Genomic DNA, 15,106 nt, shown 5'->3' with positions numbered 1-15,106 from the left:
AGCTCACCGGGAACACCGGCACCACTCGCCACTTGTAGTTCAGTGTCTCGATGGCCGATCCCCATTCAGGACGGCAACCGTGATGCTACGGGCTCTGCCACGCTGAGTATGTGATCGCGATCCTTTCCGCCCCAAGCAATCTCGGGCTTCGCCCGCCCGAGCCCGGCAGCACACCAGGCGCCTCTAAGGCACCCGAGGCACTTCGTGAGGCCGGGCTGATGGCGGAGCTGACAGGGGCAGGCGCGCTAGACGCCGGCGTCGTGCTCGCCGGCCGCTACGTCGACGACGACCTGACCCGACCCTCCGGCGTCGTCCGCAACCAGGAGGCGATGATCGACCACTCTCGTCGCCTCGCGAGACGCATCACCGCCCTGCTCGACACAGGCGACACCCCTCTCGTCCTCGGCGGGGACTGCAGCGTCCTTCTCGGCATCGGCCTGGCGACGTCTCCGCGAGACGGCATCGGTCTCGTCCACCTCGACGGCCACACCGACTTCCGCCACCCCGGCAACAGCCACGAATGCGCCAGCGTCGCCGGCGAGGACCTCGCGGCTGCGGTCGGACTGCACTGGTCCGCGATCGCCGACATCGACAACGCCGGTCCGTACTTCGACCCTCAGCGCACCGTGCACGTCGGCCACCGTCAAGACGACGAGGAAGCAGCAGAGGCCACTCGCGTCCTGGGTCTCGTGGTCTCAGCCAAGGAGGCGCAGGCCAGGACACCAGGACAGCTCGCCTCAGATGTCCGCGCAGTCGCCGGCACCCGCTACTGGTTGCAGGTCGACGTCGATATTCTGGACCCGAGCGTGATGCCGGCGGTCGACAGCCCCGATCCCGGCGGCCTCACCGCGGAAGAATTGACAGCCCTTTTGCATCACCTTGCACCTCACGCGATCGGGATCTCGATCACCGTGTTCGACCCTGATCTCGACCCGGCCGGCGACTACGCCAGAACTTTGACCGACATTCTCACCACCGGTCTCGATCAGCTCACCCGGAACGCTTGACCGAGCCCGCCGGACGATCGCTGAATGGGATGGTTCGGCTTCGTCGTACCCTCGGCGTCATGGAGAACTTCGTGCGGTACCAAAGCGCCGTGCCTAACCGGCACGGTCGCTACCCTGGGGTGTTCGCACTTGCCAATGGGCTGCGTGACCACGCCATATTGACCGCAGAGGACGCGGAGTGGCACCAGGAAGCGAATCTTCGCGCAACCACGGAGTACATCGATCCGTCGAGCGTTGACCCTGACTGCTACGACCAGAGCCGCAACCCCGGGGCACGGGCTTGGTTCTCCGTCGATGCCGTCGATGCCCTCGCCATGACCATCCCGTACCTCGACCTCCTGGACCGGTACGACGTCCCCTGGGTGCAGCTCATCTCGCGGACCCCTGGCCGGATCATTTATAGCGACGCCGTTCAGGTCGTGGCAGTGCCTCATTCGTACTGTGACGACTGGCCCTTCCCAACGCCTCAATATCTAATCCCAACGGAAACAGCGAGCCGAGTGCCATCAGCTATGCGACCCGTCTCGCCGCGTCGATCGGTACAGTCAGAACATGGGCGTGCGTGATTCAGCTACCGCCGTGATCCGGTCAGCAACCATCGAAGACGCGGCAAGCATTGCCCGCGTGCACGCTACCTCCTGGCGTGAAACCTATGGGCGGTTGGTAGACGACCCAGATACCAGCCCGTGGTTCGACGTCGGCAGGCGCGTCAGCATGTGGTCCTCGAACCTTGAGGACCAGACCCTCAGGACTGCGGTAGCCGTTACAGGAGCCGGTGTGATCGGCTTCGCCGCGGTCCGGACCACCATGGAAGAACCGGATGCCGTCCGGCCAGAGGAGCTGAGCATGCTCTACGTGCTCGAGTGCGCGCACGGAAGTGGCACAGGACAAGCGTTACTGGATGCTGTGCTTGGTCAACGTCCGGCGTCGCTGTGGGTCGCGGCTGACAACCCGCGCGCCCACTCGTTCTACCGACGAAACGGCTTCGCTGCCGACGGTGCTACCTCGAGCTTCGGCCCGATCGGAACGACGGTCCGACTGATCCGCTGAAAGATGGCCTGTCGGACGGAATCTGGACGGTCCTGGAGGCCGATTGTTAGTGCGCCGTATTGCATGACGCGGAGGTGCAACACGGCGGGGGGTTCGCGACACTTCTGGGTATGGGAGTAAAGAGCACGGACGATTCGCTGTGGCAGCGGAGTCTCAACGGTGACAGCGACGCCTTCGGGTCGCTGTTCATCGAACATCGTGACCGTGTCTACCGCCACGCCTACCGATTGACGAGTGCCGTTCAAGATGCGGAAGATGTCACCGCGACGGCGTTCCTTGAGCTCTGGCGTCGCCGGGAGTCGGTCCGAACCGTCAATGGGTCGGTCCTCGCCTGGCTTCTCGTGACGGCGACGAACACCGCTCGTAACGTCACCCGGAAAACCGCGCGGCATGACCAGCTCCTTCGCACGCTCCCGCGAACTGAACCAGCGCCGGGTGCCGATCGGCAGCACGAGGACGCCAGCCTCGTCGCCTCACTGGATCCGGCCTTGCTCGCGGAAATGCGCAACCTGCCTCCCCAGGACCTCACGCTGCTCACACTCGTGACGTACGAGGCACTGACCGTGGCGGAGGCAGCAAGAGAGCTCGGGCTCACTGAGACCGGTGCCCGAACGCGGCTGCATCGCGCGCGCGTCCGCCTCAGACGCCATCCGAGCCTGAACCCCACACTCACCGCTGCTGCCGCCAGCAACATCGAAGGGACTACCCCTTGACTCCCACGCTCGACCCGGTTTTCGCCGACGCGGTGGAAGCTGCCCTCCGCAACGAAGTGGATGCGGCCCGCGGGGCGCCTCGCCCGTGGTGGCGACGGCATCGCAAGCTCGCGATCGCACTTCCCCTTGCCGCTCTAGCTCTCGGCGGGGCATCCGCGGCCACAGCGGCCGTCCTCGGCGCACCGGGGAGTGTCGTCATCACGACGCACGGCACACCGATCATCGAAACGCATGCGGGGTCAGCAACGATCACCCTTGACTCCTTACCCCGAGGGGCTTCAACTCTGGAGGTGGAGATTGGTTGCCTCAGCCGAGGCACAGTCACCGTAGTAGGGCTGACGACCATCACCTGCGACCAATCGCTCGTTGATGCTGCCCGCACGCAGGGGGCTACCGAAGGCGGCAACATGGCGGGCGGCCGGAAGCACCTCGACGTGATCGCGACACCGGGCACAGAGTGGGAGATCAGGATCGCCGCCACCGACGAGGTCACGGTCCCGTGGGCGACGAACTCCCATGGCAAGACCTACGGCCTCCCCAACGAGCACGGCAGGCCAGACCTCATCGCCACAACCGGTACCGACCCTCAAGGTAATTCGATCACCGGCTACACGCGTCGTGCAGACACACCGCAAGCAGCCCCCTCGCCATCCGCAGGAGCTCATTCACCCTCGTCAACGACACAGGACATTCCCCTGTACGCCGTCGACGGGACCACCCGGATCGGAACAGCCCACACAGCCGGGCAGAGCTAGCACGCGATAGCCGATCCTTCGCCCAATGACGAGTCTGCTCACTTAACAGGTTCGTCTTTTGGTAGCACCAGTCATTTGACGAGGTCTTCCCAGACAAACGTGGTCGTCTGACCTGTCTCCCAATCACGGCGGATGATCGCGTAGGCGACTGCTGCAAGCGGCTCCGCCCCTTCCACCGGCCACCCCTCGCGGTAGTGTGCCTCCTTCACCCAGCCTTCCCGAAGGAAAGTCTTCCGCATTGGAACATTGTCCTCACGCGTTTGACCCTCAAACCTGCGCACCTCCGGCATCGTAGAGAAGACATAATCTGCAGCGGCCCGAAGCGTCATAGCCGCAAGGCCTCGACCGCGGAAGGCCCCGTCCAAACGCAAGTCGAAGATCGGAACGGGCTCGGTGAGGTCCTCGAGGCGGAGGAATCCAATCCGGCCTAGCTCTGCGTGGTCGACCCAGAACGAGTCGTTGTCCTCGTCACGGTACTTCCCATCAGCGATCGCCTTCTCAACGGCCTCCCGCGTCAAGTGGGACAGAACATGAAAGGGGAACTCATTACTCGTCATGAAATCTACGAGCGCCTCACGGTCGGTGACGAACGGATCGAGGCGAGTAAGAGCAATAGACATGTCTTCACCGTAAAGGCCGCGCCCGCAGCCCGCAGTTCGTGCCAACACTCCCTGACAACCCGGTGCCGAGTCCGCTGACACGGGCGTCCGCTTCTAACGCATCCGGCACTTGCGGGCTACTTGAGAGGAACGGCAGTGACCTGACCTCCAGCGGATCCTCGAAGGCGACGCCGACGGCGGTCGGCGAAGACGATTACAGCAGCGACTAAAGCGGCCAGGACAGCTCCCACCGTGTTCATGAACCAGTCGTTCGTGTCGCACGCCCTCCCCAGGTTAGGCAGCAGCGACTGGATCAGCTCTAGTACCGCGGAGAAAGCCGACGCTGCCAACACCACCCTCGCGGGTCGCTTAATCAGGACTGCTAAGAAAAGAGTGGATGGAAATAAGAGTGCGACGTTGGCGAGAGTATCGATTCCCTGGAAGGGGATCGATAACTGAACCGTGCAGAAGGTCCCGTTACCACCGTCTCCAGACGGCGTCATCGTCAGGACCAAGACCCCCGCAAGACTGATTACCGAAAGCGCCACGAGAGCCCGCCGTGCCTGGAGGCGATGGCCAAGCCAACCAATAACTGACAGGAGGGCCAGAGCGACCCAGAAAAGCACACGAACCGCTGACGCATGGTTGACGAGAAATGTGGTTATCACTGAAGAATCTTCGCATCGTCGAGCATCCCCAAAGCGGCACCCAGCAAGTGACTCCATCCCATAAGCGAGGGGCTGCCGGACAACTTTTTACTCCGTATCCACACCGCGATTGACCAGAGTGAGCAAAATCGTCGTTTCCCGTCCGATGCGCTCGCTTTGATGTTTGTGCGCCGCACCGCGCGTCGCAGGAAGCGGTGAATGAGTTCGAGCCGATCTGTCAACTCGCGATTAGAGCGGTGACCAGCGACACAAATACAAGACATGACGTCAACACGGTTGAAACGATCGTCGTCGAACGTGACCGGTCCCGCGCACGCGTGCGCCGCCACGCTGTCACCGTGCACGCCACTGCAACCACGGCCAACGGTACGACGACATAGAAGCCACCGATCCGGGTGATCTCCCTGAACAGGTGCCCGTGACCGGCCTCCCCCTGGCTGGCGGCATAGATGAGCCCGCTGCCCAGCAGCGCGGCCACCCCCAGCACCGCGCCGATCAATGCTGCCGTAAGCCCCGTCGCGGCGACGACGATGCCGGATACTGCCCATGCAGAGCCGCGGCGTCGAGTCGACAAAGCCGACTGCTCACCCCATGCCGGGACCCGGCTCTCGCTCCCCCACGCCTGCATGAGGCAACACTGCCATACCTCGAGCTCCCAACGGATTGGTTCCTGTCAGGGCCACCCGACGCCGAGCTTTAGCGGTGCAGGGGGCGGTTTTACTGAGAAAGCTCGCGATCCAAGCGATCGAGGAGCGCTTCGAGAGAGACTTCGAATTCTTCGTCACTCCGGTCTTCACTCAACAGCACACGGAGGCGCTGGACTTCTGGTGCGACGTCGAGTGAGACATTCCCGTCGCCTTCCGGGATCGCAGCACCTCCCTCATCCAAAGGCTCTTCCGCGGGCCCAGCCTCAGCTCCTTTGACTACAGACTGCAGAAGGAGCTGGCCGAGGAGAAAGCTGCTGAACGCCCGATAGGCATCGACGGCTTGGGCGTCGGTGAAGCCGTTTTCGATCAAGGCCGAGAGAAACGTGTTGACCACTTTCACGCTCCGGAGGGGCGGCCGGAGCCACGGTGCCGCTGGGTGACGGGTTGCAACGAGTGGGAACGCCTTGGGATGCTCCGTCGCGATGCGACGCACCGCGTGAGCAACTGTTTGAAGGAACGCCTGCCAATGATCTCCCTCAGCCTCGTCGAGCTGAGACGTGAGGTCGCTCATCAACGAGGCGACTATCCCTTCGAGCAGATCTTCCTTGCCATGAACGTACCGGTAGAGGGACATCGCTTCGACGCCGAGCTCCTGCGCGAGAGACCGCATCGATAACCCCTGCACACCCAGACGGTCAACCTGCCCGAGTGCGGTATCGACGATCAGGTCGCGACTGAGTTTCGCGGAGGCCGCGGCGATCCCGTTGGGCTTATTCGAATTGTTCACGGCTAGTTCCCTCAGCAGATCTGCGGATTTTCGCTGACAACAGGGCTGGAGCCGCGGTCGCACCCGACCGCACAACACTAACTCGACTTACACTGTAAGGTCGCGGGAGGCTTACACCGTAAGTCCGCGACGGCCTCCCTCTTCGAGGAGACCGGCACAGCGAAAGGAACAGTTCCGTGACGTACTGCAAGGGCGGCCTCTGGAGGGCCCTCGCCGGCAAGTGCTTAGAAGACGTCTGTGGTGTTCGTGCCTCGAGGAGTCTGTTCGCCACCACAGTCGAGGATCTCTGAGATGCCCGTCACTGAGACAAAATTCCTCCTGGAAGACGTCGACGACCCCGTCCTCGCCCGCCGGGCCGGCGATGGTGACATGCGCGCCTTCGCAACGCTCGTCCGCCGACACGAACCAGTCGTCAGGGTGTACGCCCGCCGCATTCTCGGATCCTCAACCGACGTTGACGACGTCGCCCAAGAAACGTTTCTCACCGCGTGGCAGCAGTTGCCGGGCCTGCAAGAAACGTCTCGGATCCGCGGCTGGCTTCTCACCATCGCGTCGCGGAAGGCCATAGATCGGGTTCGAGCGAGACGCGATCATGCAGCCATCGACGACCATGACCAGCTGACCCGCCCGGAGGACGGCCCGGAATTTTCCGCCGAAGCGGCAAGTCGGCAACAGGCCATCGGTGTGGCTCTCGCCACCCTGCCGGCGGAGCAGAGACAGTGCTGGGTGCTCAAGGAGTTGGGTGGCTACAGTTACGACGACATTGCCACCGAGATGGGTCAGCCTCTCAGCACGGTGCGGGGACTGCTTTCTCGGGCCCGCAAAAATATGATTCGCGAAATGGAGGCCTGGCGATGAACACCACCCCCGACCCGGCCCCAGACGCCCCCGTAAAGCACCTCCTCGAAGGCGATGTCCCTGCCTCCGCTGTTCTCGCCCTCGAACCCGAGGATCTCGACGGATACACCATTGACGACCTCGCCGACTACCTCGAGGCGGGCATGACCCCCCAGGACCCGGTGATCGACACGTCGCCCTCCTGCCAAATTGCCCTGGCCGCCCTCATCCGTCTTAGATCACTCACTGCCACCTATCTCGTGGATGAGGCGGCGCTCGAGGAGCCGCGAAATGACTCGTGGCTTGTGGCCCTCCTCCAGAACATCTCCATGGACTCTCGCACAGGGCGGCAAATCCCCTATCGCAGTGTCACTCGCCAGACAGAACTCGTGATCACAGAGGGCGCCGTCCGTGGACTGATCCGCGCCGCGGGTGACATGGTGCATGGGATTCTCGTCGGACGAAGTGCCCTCGTGGGCGACGTCACCGTAATCGACGAGCCGATCACCGTCGAAGTCGATGCGACCATCATCTGGCGAAACAGCATCCCCGATGCAGCCGAGCGACTCCGGGACGCCATTCAAGACACGTTGGCACGAAACACCGACCTGACCATCCGGGCGATCACGGTGACGATCAGCGACGTGCATACTGCCCCCGAGGGCAACGGATAATGGCCACGACTGAGATCGACCTCGCTGCAACGTTGACCGCCCTGGTGGAATCGACACCCGGTGTCACCGGCCTGTATCTGCCCACCCGCGTCATCCCGGGCAGAGACACGGGGCGTCGCGTTCTCACCGGCCTCCACCTTCCCGTACCCGCGGCTCGCGTCGTTGTCGATGAGGCACGACAGGCGGTCTCTGCGTCCATCGGAATCGATATGTCTGCGCCGGCGTCAGATATCGGCGAAGCCGTTTGCGCCCGGATTCGAAGGCAACTCGCGCTCACGGGCCACGACATGAGCGTCAAGGTCACCATCGCGTACACCACTGGCTAACGCCCAATCCGACCGGGCCGCAGAAAAATGTTGAGGCAACTGTGTGACGAATAGCCATCTCGTCTCGTTTCCTTAGTAGCTGCCCCTCATTCGAGGGCCACCACGCACTCGTGGCAGTGGCATTTTCAGGACGCCGACACGGTGTCGCGAACATCACAAACATCAGGAGACCGTCATGTCGAACACCACCCCCACCCCCAACGCCGTAATTCCCCCGACCGCGTCGAAAGCTGTCTCCACGTCGAGCACCACCGAGTCCGGCACGACCAACATCAACGACGCCGTCGTCTCCAAGGTCGCTGGCATTGCAGCCCGCGAGGTCCGCGGTGTCCACGCACTCGGCGGCGGTGCCGGACGTGCCATCGGTGCACTCCGGGACCGTGTTGGACAGACCAACCTCGCCCAGGGCATCAGCGTCGAGGTCGGCGAGACGCAGGTCGCCGTCGATGTGACCCTGACCGCCGAGTACCCCGTCGCCCTCCAGGATCTGGCCGACAACGTCCGCAACGCGGTCGCCGACGCGGTCGAGAACATCGTCGGCATGGAGGTCGCCGAGATCAACGTGACTATCGCCGACGTCTTTGTCCCCTCGGACGATGACGACGACGAGTCCGACAGCCGCGTCAAGTGACCCCCACCGTCACTGGGATCGCCATCGCCGCCGCTCTCGTCCTCACCTGGATGACCCTCGGCTTCGGCGCGTTCATCCTTCTTGTTCTCGCGATGGCCGTCGGCGCGATTATCGGTCGCATTGTGGCCGGAGACATCGAGTTCTCGGCACTTCTGGACGTCTTCAGGGGAAAGCGCTCTTCCTCATGACGATGACCGAAACGACCCGCACCACCGGTCAAAACGAGTGGGCGAAACCGCCGGGGCGCACCAAGATCGCACCCCGTGCATTGGACCGGGTCGTTTCGGCCGTCACTGCCGACGCCCTCGGCGTCGAATCGCACAAGGTATCGGTCAACCTCGACGACGACGACGGCTGCCTCTCTCTCACCGTGTCGACTCCCATCCGGGTCCCTTCGCTCCTTCAGATCGAGGACGAACCCGGCGTCGTTGACCAGCAGGGCGGGCCGCTCCTCGGCCGTGCCAAGACGGCCCAGGAACAGATCCGCACCCGTGTGCAGGATCTAACCGGTAGCCAGGTCGCTCGAGTAATCATCAAAATCACCGGGGTCACTATTCACGAAAATAGGCGCGTCCGATGAGTACGAAATCCACGTATTCGCGCATCGCGCGCCGGGAAACCCACTCGCCCCGGGCGGTCCTCGCGATCCTCCTGGCCGTGATCCTGATCCTCGTGGCCGTCTCGGCGATGATCGAGATCATCCTCTCAATCTCAGACCAGAAGCCGCTACTCGTCACACCCGGCAACGCAGCCAACGCGCTTGTCAGGGCAAACACGCTTCCCCTCTGGATCCTTGTCACAGCCGGCATCGTCCTCGCCCTCATCGGATTGTGGCTGATCATCGTGTCGTTCGCCTCCGGACGGCGACCGCGACACCTGATTCAGACGGACCGAGCGGTGACGGTGATCGATAACGAGGTCATCGCATCCGCTCTCGCGCGCCATGCGTCGTATGCGGCGAACACGGACCCGGACAACACTCGGGTCAGCGTCACCCACCACCGTGCTGTGGTCGAGATGACCCCGATCACCGGACGGACCGTCGACGAGGGCCGAATCAAGGACGCCGTCGACGCACAGCTCGCCACATACGACGTCACCCCGAAGCTCACCTCAAAGATCGAAATCCGGAAGACCGGGAAGGTCGGCGCATGAACACCACCAACCGCGGCGCCAACCGGCTTCTCCTCTTCATCGTCGGCCTCGTCGTTCTGATCCTGGCTGCCACGGCGATCCTTCTCGGTGTTCTGCCGAGCTTCGCCTCATCGTGGAAGTCGACGGCACCTGCCGTGTCGAAGAATATCTCCACCACTTTCTCGGCCGTGCCCCTTTTCTCGACCGGGTCGAGCTGGCTCGACCTCGCCGTAGTTGCAGTCCTGCTGATTCTCGTGATTCTGCTGGTGCGTTTCATCGTCAGGCAGGGCAACGGCCACACGACCGAGCTGTTCCACGACGACACCACCGAACACGGGTCCACGATCATCAAAGCCGGCGTCGCCAAGGAAGCACTCCTAGAGGCTCTGAAACGGCGAGACGACCTGGTGTCTTCCTCCGTCAGCTCCTTTGATGTCAAAGGCACGAACGTACTGAAGATCAGTGCGACGGCTCGCCGAGGCGTCTCGCCCAAGGTCATCTCAGACGCCATCCAGTCGAACCTCAAAGCCCTCGACCAGCTGCTCGGATTCGAAGTGCCTGCACTGATCCAGATTTCGGGTGGGTTTCGCGCCCGCACCGCCAAAAAGACCCGCCTCCAGTAGAAGACGAGAACCGGATGATCCGCCTCCTGAAGTACCTCCCCGTCGTTGTCTCGATCGTGGGCATCCTCCGCAAGAGCCGAAAAGGCGCCACCGGCCAAACCGGTAAGACCCGGAATGGACGCCGGTCCACGTTCCGGAAGTAGCTCTACGGCATCAACTGCCTCCGACGGGAGGAGCATCGCCGGCAGCACGCCATCTCATTGCCAGCCACAGGGGTCTTTTCTAGCCCTTCATCGCCCGAACGGTCTCGCTAGAAGAGACCCCTCGGCATGCCTGCACCACATCACAACCGACACCACCTCGACCGGACGGAACTCCTAGGTTCTGTCCACAATCCGCAAAGGAATGATCATCGTGATCAGCACCGACGAAATCAACACCCTGCTCTCCGGTAACGGCAATGTCGTCTCCCAGGACGGCAAGAAGATCGGCTCCATCGGCCAGATCTTCACCGACGACCGCACCGGTGAACCCGAGTGGGTCACCGCCTCCACCGGCCTCTTCGGCTCCGGCGAATCGTTCGTCCCCCTCAGCCAGGCGACCGTGACGGGCAACGACGTCCAGGTCCCCTACACCAAGGACCAGGTCAAGGATGCCCCGCACTCCGACGACAAAGACGGCTACCTGACCGTTGAGCAGGAGTCCGCCCTCTACGCCCACTACGGCCTCGAGGACACCACCACCGATCAGGCCGACCTCTACGGCAACCCTCCCGTCTACGACCAGGACGCCCCCACCGGACCCGCCGTGACAGGCGAGTACGCAGAAACCGAAACGGGACGCTCTACCGAAGGTCACGACACGTCGGGCGCGAACACGGACGATGCGATGACGCGTTCCGAGGAGCAGCTCCACGTCGGCACTCGCCAGACCGAAGCCGGCAAGGCGCGACTTCGCAAGTACATCGTCACCGAGCAAGAGACCCGCACCGTCCCCGTCTCTCACGACGAGGTCACCATCACCCGCGAGCCCATCACCGAGGCCAACCGCGGCGACGCCCTCTCCGGTGGGGACCTCACGGAGGAAGAACACGAGGTCGTCCTCCAAGAAGACAAGGTCGTCGTCGACAAGGAAGCCGTCCCCGTCGAGCGAATCAAACTCGGTACCGAAGAAGTCACCGAGCAGCAGACAGTCACCGAGGACGTCCGCAAAGAACAGATCGAGTTCGAGGACGACACCCACACCGCCGGTCGCACGACCACCGGTGACCTCGACGCCGACCGCGTCTAATCGCGATCACAGAGGGAGACAATCACATGAGCAGCAGCGTTGGCGGCCCCGGGGCCGAAGACAACCGAACCCGCGGCGACGACGGACAACACGATGCCGAGCGAGGCCAGTACGGTGCGAACAGTGACACCCTCGCCAACGACCGCCAGTCGGTCGTGGCGAGGGAGAAGGCCGAGTTCGGCGGAATGAAGTTCGGAAGTGCTTTCTTCGGCTGGTTGACGGCCACGGGGCTCGCCGTGCTGCTACTCGGGATCCTCTCCGGCATCGGAGTCGGCGTCGCCGCGACCAACGGCGACGCCAAGAACGCCGCCGAAGACAACGCGACGACCACGACGATCGTGAGCGCGATCGTGCTCCTCGTCGTCGTGTTCATCGCCTACTTCGCCGGCGGCTACGTCGCGGGTCGGATGGCTCGCTTCAACGGTATTCGTCAGGGCGTCGCCGTCTGGCTGTGGGCGGTCATCGTCACCGTGATCCTCGCGATCATCGGCCTCATCGCTGGCAGCCAGTTCGATGTCCTCAACCGCCTCGGCACCATCCCCACCGACAGCATCAACGGAAACATGACCGCCGGCGGCATCATCAGCCTGGTTCTCGTCGTGATCCTTGCTCTTGTCGGGGCAATCCTCGGTGGGCTCACTGGGATGCGGTACCACCGCAAGGTCGACAAAGTGGGTCTCGGCCTGTAACTCGGCCGAGCCTCGAAACCGGTGCGGGCGGCGTCCCCTAACCGCCACCCGCACCACCCTCCCCTTTCCGATCGACGTCCACTGACCCGACCACGACCGGCTTCCCGCCGATCAGGACCGAAAGAGCCACTCGATGACCGACGCACAGTCCGTCCCCGATCTGCCGGGTGTCGATGACGACTCGGGTGTTCATCTCACCCGCCTCGAGGAACGCCTCAGCGTCAGCACTTTTTCGGTTCCGAGAGAACGGGTGCGGGTGAAGAAGGTCATCGTCACGGAGGAGAGAACGGTCACCGTGACCGTTCGCCGCGAGGAACTCCGCTTCACTCGAGAGCCCCTAGGCGAGAACGGATACCAGGAACGGCCGAAGAGCACCGCGGAAACTCGCGACCTGGACATCGTGTTACACGAGGAACAGATCGTCATTGCGACCGAGGTCGTCCCGGTAGAACGCGTCCGGATCCGCGTGAACACTCTCGTGGACGATGTCCGGGTAACAGGGGACGTCCTCAAGGAGCGCGTAGACCTCGTCACCAGTTCCTCGCGCGACCCGCGGTCGGTCGACGGTGCTCATAACTCCTGACGTCTCCCCGATTCACTGCTCCACCGAACAAAGGCACCCATGTCTCCCTTGTCTCGCCGGTCTCGCCGCTCTCTTTTTCCGCCTTTCGTCCGCGCCCTCGACGAGACCGTGGGACACCGCGTGTACAACACCCATGTCCCCTCCCGGGTGAATACCGGCCTATTCGCCTTGTCCAGCAGCGCGGACAGGACCGCGTTCTGGGCTGCGGTCATCCTCGGAGTCGCCCTCACAGGAGCAAACGGCAGAGTGGCAGCCCGCCGGGGCGCTCTCACCCTCGTCGTGTCCACCACGCTGGCAAACCTCGTCGCGAAAACAGCCATCCGCGCTCCCCGACCCCGACTGCGCGGCCTCACGCACCGGCACCTCAACCACACTCCGACGAGCCCCTCGTTCCCGTCCGGGCACACCGCCACCGCGGCCGCGCTCGCCACTGGAGTGTGGGTTGCCGACCCCACCCGTGGAATCGCCATCACCGCCCTCGCATTAGCAGTCGGATATTCGCGACTGCACATCGGCGCGCATTGGTTCTCGGACGTGGCCACCGGAAACCTCGTCGGCCTTCTTATCGGCCTCCTCGGCGGACAGATTGTGCCTCCGAACAAATAAGACGGCCAGAACTATCAGCCCCTCGCACGCGGCGACAATCGGGGCCAACGCTTGCCTTCGTCAACCGGACGAGCCTGACGCGAACGTTGTCGCGACCGCCCACCGACTCGATAGTTAGCGCTCGGCGCCGGGGCGGTACTGCACCGAGCGTCGCTTGCCGCGGGCGCGCACCGCCAGGACGACGAGGGTCACGAAGAGCGCGACGAGGGCGATGGCCATGAGACCCGCCACGATGGCGAGGAAGACTGCGAAGACCGACATGGTCGGAGTTTATCGCAGCCTGTGAAAAGCCGATGCGGGCTGGCAGTCAGACGACCGACGGCTCACGCCGCGAGGTAGGCCTTGGCCTGGCCGAAGAGGCGCCGGAACCACGGGCCGCGCGCGGCGACGAAGCGAGCGGCGGTGCGGCGGTCGATGCGCGCGAGACCGCGGGCGAGGTCGTGGAGGTTGTTGCGCCGCGTGCCGTCCCAGTTGGCATAGAGGTACGGGCCGCCGAGTGCGGGGATCGAGCGAACCCGGGTGCGCGCGTAGGAGTCGGGGCCGGCGAAGTAGTGTGCTTCGCCTCGGGCGATCTGGCCGGAGGCCGCCTCGGCGTCGATGACGCCGTCCGGTGTCACGAGTGCGGCGATGGCTCCCGAGTGATCGCGGACGACGAATTCGATGGTGAGGTCGTGCATACAGCCCTTCCGGCTCAGAACAGGGTGCGCGAACGTCGCACAAAAGAGAGTGATCGAAGGAAGAGCGGTACGGGGCGAGCACTGAGGGCGTCTCGGCCGGAACCCTCGGTGCTTCCAGTGAGAAGTCTACGAGCCGCACCCGGGATTCTCCAGACCCCCGAAGAAGCAGTCAGGCGTTCTTTCCCGTAGCCTTCCGCCACCAGGTCGGTGCTCCTGCGGCGATGATGAGACTCGCGCCGGCCGGGTCGTCGAGGTCACCGGAGTGGAGCCACACCTCGATGGCGCCCACCGTGCCAGAGGCGGCGTACGCGGCGATCATTGCCCGCGAGAGGTCGTCCATTTCGTTCTCGGGGAGCGGCGCGATTTCGGGGTAGAGGCGCAGCGCGACCTCGATGTTCTCCTGGAGAAACGACGTGAGCGCTCGACGCACGGGAGCGGCACTCGATCCGCCGAGGGCTGCTCGATAGACGGATCCGAGGTCGGCGATGTGGCGGAGAAGAGCCAGCTCCGCGCTCGCCAACACGTCAACCAGTTCGGAGGGTGTCGGATATTCCTCGCCGACATGGCCCGCGAGGTAGCCGAGCAGGCGTTCCGAGAGCGCCATCGTCAACAGCTCCGAGACCGAGCCGGAATGCCGATAGAAGGTGTCGCGGGTGACGCCGGCCGTCCGCGCGACTTCCGAGACGCTGACATCGTCGACCCGGCCCGAGGCCGCGAGCTCGAGGACGGCCGCGAAAAGGCGGTCACGACTACGACGGGCTCGGGGATCCACGCTGACACCGTAGCCCTCCGACAACGGATGCCTCGCGACAAAGCACCGCAAGCGGCAAGAGAGACAGAAAAGGCGAAAAGACAGAGAAGTCGAAAGGA

24 protein-coding genes are annotated in these 15,106 nt (G+C 63.7%); 17 read left to right on the top strand and 7 right to left on the bottom strand.

What is annotated here, in order from left to right:
* The first annotated feature begins 110 nt into the window (after window positions 1–110).
* The 4 genes from EDF39_RS06380 (at window position 111) to EDF39_RS06360 (ending at window position 3,525) form a co-directional block, all read left to right on the top strand.
* Window positions 111–1,007 (top strand): arginase family protein, encoded by an 897-nt coding sequence (locus EDF39_RS06380; protein ID WP_123941427.1) that lies wholly within the window; start codon window positions 111–113, stop codon window positions 1,005–1,007.
* A 552-nt stretch (window positions 1,008–1,559) separates the two neighbouring features.
* Window positions 1,560–2,057, top strand: coding sequence for a GNAT family N-acetyltransferase (locus tag EDF39_RS06370; protein WP_123941425.1), 498 nt, complete (start codon window positions 1,560–1,562; stop codon window positions 2,055–2,057).
* 110 nt (window positions 2,058–2,167) lie between these two features.
* On the top strand, window positions 2,168–2,770 hold the full coding sequence (locus tag EDF39_RS06365) for an RNA polymerase sigma factor (RefSeq protein ID WP_123941423.1): 603 nt from the start codon (window positions 2,168–2,170) through the stop codon (window positions 2,768–2,770).
* Entirely contained in the window at window positions 2,767–3,525 is a 759-nt protein-coding gene (locus EDF39_RS06360) for a hypothetical protein (RefSeq protein WP_123941421.1), read from the top strand. The genes EDF39_RS06365 and EDF39_RS06360 overlap by 4 nt, the downstream gene beginning before the upstream one ends.
* Before the next feature lie 71 nt (window positions 3,526–3,596).
* Here EDF39_RS06360 and EDF39_RS06355 read toward each other — a convergent pair whose 3' ends face one another.
* The 4 genes from EDF39_RS06355 to EDF39_RS06340 form a co-directional block, all read right to left on the bottom strand.
* The gene (locus tag EDF39_RS06355; protein ID WP_123941419.1) at window positions 3,597–4,145 is read right to left on the bottom strand and encodes a GNAT family N-acetyltransferase; all 549 of its coding nucleotides are present in this window, start codon (window positions 4,143–4,145) and stop codon (window positions 3,597–3,599) included.
* Window positions 4,146–4,261: 116 nt separating this feature from the next.
* Window positions 4,262–4,849 carry a VanZ family protein gene (locus EDF39_RS17915; protein ID WP_123941417.1) on the bottom strand — a complete coding sequence of 196 codons (588 nt, stop codon included), beginning with the start codon at window positions 4,847–4,849 and terminating at the stop codon, window positions 4,262–4,264.
* A gap of 160 nt (window positions 4,850–5,009) precedes the next feature.
* Window positions 5,010–5,366 carry a hypothetical protein gene (locus EDF39_RS06345; protein WP_123941415.1) on the bottom strand — a complete coding sequence of 119 codons (357 nt, stop codon included), beginning with the start codon at window positions 5,364–5,366 and terminating at the stop codon, window positions 5,010–5,012.
* Between the two features lie 143 nt (window positions 5,367–5,509).
* The gene (locus EDF39_RS06340) at window positions 5,510–6,226 is read right to left on the bottom strand and encodes a TetR/AcrR family transcriptional regulator C-terminal domain-containing protein (RefSeq protein WP_233572991.1); all 717 of its coding nucleotides are present in this window, start codon (window positions 6,224–6,226) and stop codon (window positions 5,510–5,512) included.
* Between the two features lie 291 nt (window positions 6,227–6,517).
* Between EDF39_RS06340 and EDF39_RS06335 the strand changes: the two genes are divergently transcribed.
* The 13 genes from EDF39_RS06335 (at window position 6,518) to EDF39_RS06280 (ending at window position 13,559) form a co-directional block, all read left to right on the top strand.
* Window positions 6,518–7,084 (top strand): RNA polymerase sigma factor, encoded by a 567-nt coding sequence (locus EDF39_RS06335; RefSeq protein WP_123941413.1) that lies wholly within the window; start codon window positions 6,518–6,520, stop codon window positions 7,082–7,084.
* Window positions 7,081–7,737, top strand: coding sequence for an Asp23/Gls24 family envelope stress response protein (locus EDF39_RS06330; RefSeq protein ID WP_199726152.1), 657 nt, complete (start codon window positions 7,081–7,083; stop codon window positions 7,735–7,737). Before EDF39_RS06335 ends, EDF39_RS06330 begins: the two co-directional genes overlap by 4 nt.
* Window positions 7,737–8,063 carry a hypothetical protein gene (locus tag EDF39_RS06325; RefSeq protein ID WP_123941411.1) on the top strand — a complete coding sequence of 109 codons (327 nt, stop codon included), beginning with the start codon at window positions 7,737–7,739 and terminating at the stop codon, window positions 8,061–8,063. The genes EDF39_RS06330 and EDF39_RS06325 overlap by 1 nt, the downstream gene beginning before the upstream one ends.
* A gap of 175 nt (window positions 8,064–8,238) precedes the next feature.
* Complete coding sequence (locus EDF39_RS06320) at window positions 8,239–8,694, top strand: Asp23/Gls24 family envelope stress response protein (protein WP_123941409.1); 456 nt, start codon at window positions 8,239–8,241, stop codon at window positions 8,692–8,694.
* Window positions 8,691–8,882, top strand: coding sequence for a hypothetical protein (locus EDF39_RS06315; RefSeq protein WP_123941407.1), 192 nt, complete (start codon window positions 8,691–8,693; stop codon window positions 8,880–8,882). The genes EDF39_RS06320 and EDF39_RS06315 overlap by 4 nt, the downstream gene beginning before the upstream one ends.
* Complete coding sequence (locus tag EDF39_RS06310; RefSeq protein ID WP_123941405.1) at window positions 8,879–9,274, top strand: hypothetical protein; 396 nt, start codon at window positions 8,879–8,881, stop codon at window positions 9,272–9,274. Before EDF39_RS06315 ends, EDF39_RS06310 begins: the two co-directional genes overlap by 4 nt.
* Entirely contained in the window at window positions 9,271–9,849 is a 579-nt protein-coding gene (locus tag EDF39_RS06305; protein WP_123941403.1) for a hypothetical protein, read from the top strand. Before EDF39_RS06310 ends, EDF39_RS06305 begins: the two co-directional genes overlap by 4 nt.
* On the top strand, window positions 9,846–10,451 hold the full coding sequence (locus EDF39_RS06300; protein WP_123941401.1) for a hypothetical protein: 606 nt from the start codon (window positions 9,846–9,848) through the stop codon (window positions 10,449–10,451). Before EDF39_RS06305 ends, EDF39_RS06300 begins: the two co-directional genes overlap by 4 nt.
* A 14-nt stretch (window positions 10,452–10,465) precedes the next feature.
* On the top strand, window positions 10,466–10,594 hold the full coding sequence (locus EDF39_RS17780; protein WP_255410109.1) for a hypothetical protein: 129 nt from the start codon (window positions 10,466–10,468) through the stop codon (window positions 10,592–10,594).
* 211 nt (window positions 10,595–10,805) lie between these two features.
* Window positions 10,806–11,681, top strand: a complete 876-nt coding sequence (locus EDF39_RS06295) for a DUF2382 domain-containing protein (protein WP_123941399.1) — start codon at window positions 10,806–10,808, stop codon at window positions 11,679–11,681.
* Between the two features lie 26 nt (window positions 11,682–11,707).
* The gene (locus EDF39_RS06290) at window positions 11,708–12,370 is read left to right on the top strand and encodes a hypothetical protein (protein ID WP_233572990.1); all 663 of its coding nucleotides are present in this window, start codon (window positions 11,708–11,710) and stop codon (window positions 12,368–12,370) included.
* Between the two features lie 133 nt (window positions 12,371–12,503).
* Window positions 12,504–12,953, top strand: coding sequence for a YsnF/AvaK domain-containing protein (locus EDF39_RS06285; protein WP_123941397.1), 450 nt, complete (start codon window positions 12,504–12,506; stop codon window positions 12,951–12,953).
* A 246-nt stretch (window positions 12,954–13,199) separates the two neighbouring features.
* Window positions 13,200–13,559 carry a phosphatase PAP2 family protein gene (locus EDF39_RS06280; RefSeq protein ID WP_233572989.1) on the top strand — a complete coding sequence of 120 codons (360 nt, stop codon included), beginning with the start codon at window positions 13,200–13,202 and terminating at the stop codon, window positions 13,557–13,559.
* A 114-nt stretch (window positions 13,560–13,673) separates the two neighbouring features.
* Here EDF39_RS06280 and EDF39_RS17475 read toward each other — a convergent pair whose 3' ends face one another.
* From EDF39_RS17475 to EDF39_RS06270, 3 genes are all read right to left on the bottom strand, one after another.
* Complete coding sequence (locus EDF39_RS17475; protein ID WP_157510058.1) at window positions 13,674–13,820, bottom strand: hypothetical protein; 147 nt, start codon at window positions 13,818–13,820, stop codon at window positions 13,674–13,676.
* 62 nt (window positions 13,821–13,882) lie between these two features.
* On the bottom strand, window positions 13,883–14,236 hold the full coding sequence (locus tag EDF39_RS06275) for a hypothetical protein (RefSeq protein WP_123941393.1): 354 nt from the start codon (window positions 14,234–14,236) through the stop codon (window positions 13,883–13,885).
* Between the two features lie 169 nt (window positions 14,237–14,405).
* On the bottom strand, window positions 14,406–15,008 hold the full coding sequence (locus tag EDF39_RS06270; RefSeq protein ID WP_158613171.1) for a TetR/AcrR family transcriptional regulator: 603 nt from the start codon (window positions 15,006–15,008) through the stop codon (window positions 14,406–14,408).
* Window positions 15,009–15,106 lie beyond the last annotated feature (98 nt).

It is taken from the genome of Frondihabitans sp. PhB161 (assembly GCF_003814635.1).
Taxonomy (GTDB): domain Bacteria; phylum Actinomycetota; class Actinomycetes; order Actinomycetales; family Microbacteriaceae; genus Frondihabitans.
Note: the sequence above shows the minus strand (reverse complement) of the source record. Positions and strands in the feature narration are given on the sequence as shown.

Excerpts from the sequence above, each read along its gene's own strand:
- EDF39_RS06305 (WP_123941403.1), top strand. The coding sequence starts at position 9,271 with ATGAGTACGAAATCCACGTATTCGCGCATCGCGCGCCGGGAAACCCAC.
- EDF39_RS06300 (WP_123941401.1), top strand. The coding sequence starts at position 9,846 with ATGAACACCACCAACCGCGGCGCCAACCGGCTTCTCCTCTTCATCGTC.
- EDF39_RS06370 (WP_123941425.1), top strand. The coding sequence starts at position 1,560 with ATGGGCGTGCGTGATTCAGCTACCGCCGTGATCCGGTCAGCAACCATC.
- EDF39_RS17915 (WP_123941417.1), bottom strand. The coding sequence starts at position 4,849 with ATGGAGTCACTTGCTGGGTGCCGCTTTGGGGATGCTCGACGATGCGAA.
- EDF39_RS06275 (WP_123941393.1), bottom strand. The coding sequence starts at position 14,236 with ATGCACGACCTCACCATCGAATTCGTCGTCCGCGATCACTCGGGAGCC.
- EDF39_RS17475 (WP_157510058.1), bottom strand. The coding sequence starts at position 13,820 with ATGTCGGTCTTCGCAGTCTTCCTCGCCATCGTGGCGGGTCTCATGGCC.
- EDF39_RS06330 (WP_199726152.1), top strand. The coding sequence starts at position 7,081 with ATGAACACCACCCCCGACCCGGCCCCAGACGCCCCCGTAAAGCACCTC.
- EDF39_RS06290 (WP_233572990.1), top strand. The coding sequence starts at position 11,708 with ATGAGCAGCAGCGTTGGCGGCCCCGGGGCCGAAGACAACCGAACCCGC.
- EDF39_RS06325 (WP_123941411.1), top strand. The coding sequence starts at position 7,737 with ATGGCCACGACTGAGATCGACCTCGCTGCAACGTTGACCGCCCTGGTG.
- EDF39_RS06310 (WP_123941405.1), top strand. The coding sequence starts at position 8,879 with ATGACGATGACCGAAACGACCCGCACCACCGGTCAAAACGAGTGGGCG.
- EDF39_RS06335 (WP_123941413.1), top strand. The coding sequence starts at position 6,518 with ATGCCCGTCACTGAGACAAAATTCCTCCTGGAAGACGTCGACGACCCC.
- EDF39_RS06365 (WP_123941423.1), top strand. The coding sequence starts at position 2,168 with ATGGGAGTAAAGAGCACGGACGATTCGCTGTGGCAGCGGAGTCTCAAC.
- EDF39_RS17780 (WP_255410109.1), top strand. The coding sequence starts at position 10,466 with ATGATCCGCCTCCTGAAGTACCTCCCCGTCGTTGTCTCGATCGTGGGC.
- EDF39_RS06320 (WP_123941409.1), top strand. The coding sequence starts at position 8,239 with ATGTCGAACACCACCCCCACCCCCAACGCCGTAATTCCCCCGACCGCG.
- EDF39_RS06285 (WP_123941397.1), top strand. The coding sequence starts at position 12,504 with ATGACCGACGCACAGTCCGTCCCCGATCTGCCGGGTGTCGATGACGAC.
- EDF39_RS06355 (WP_123941419.1), bottom strand. The coding sequence starts at position 4,145 with ATGTCTATTGCTCTTACTCGCCTCGATCCGTTCGTCACCGACCGTGAG.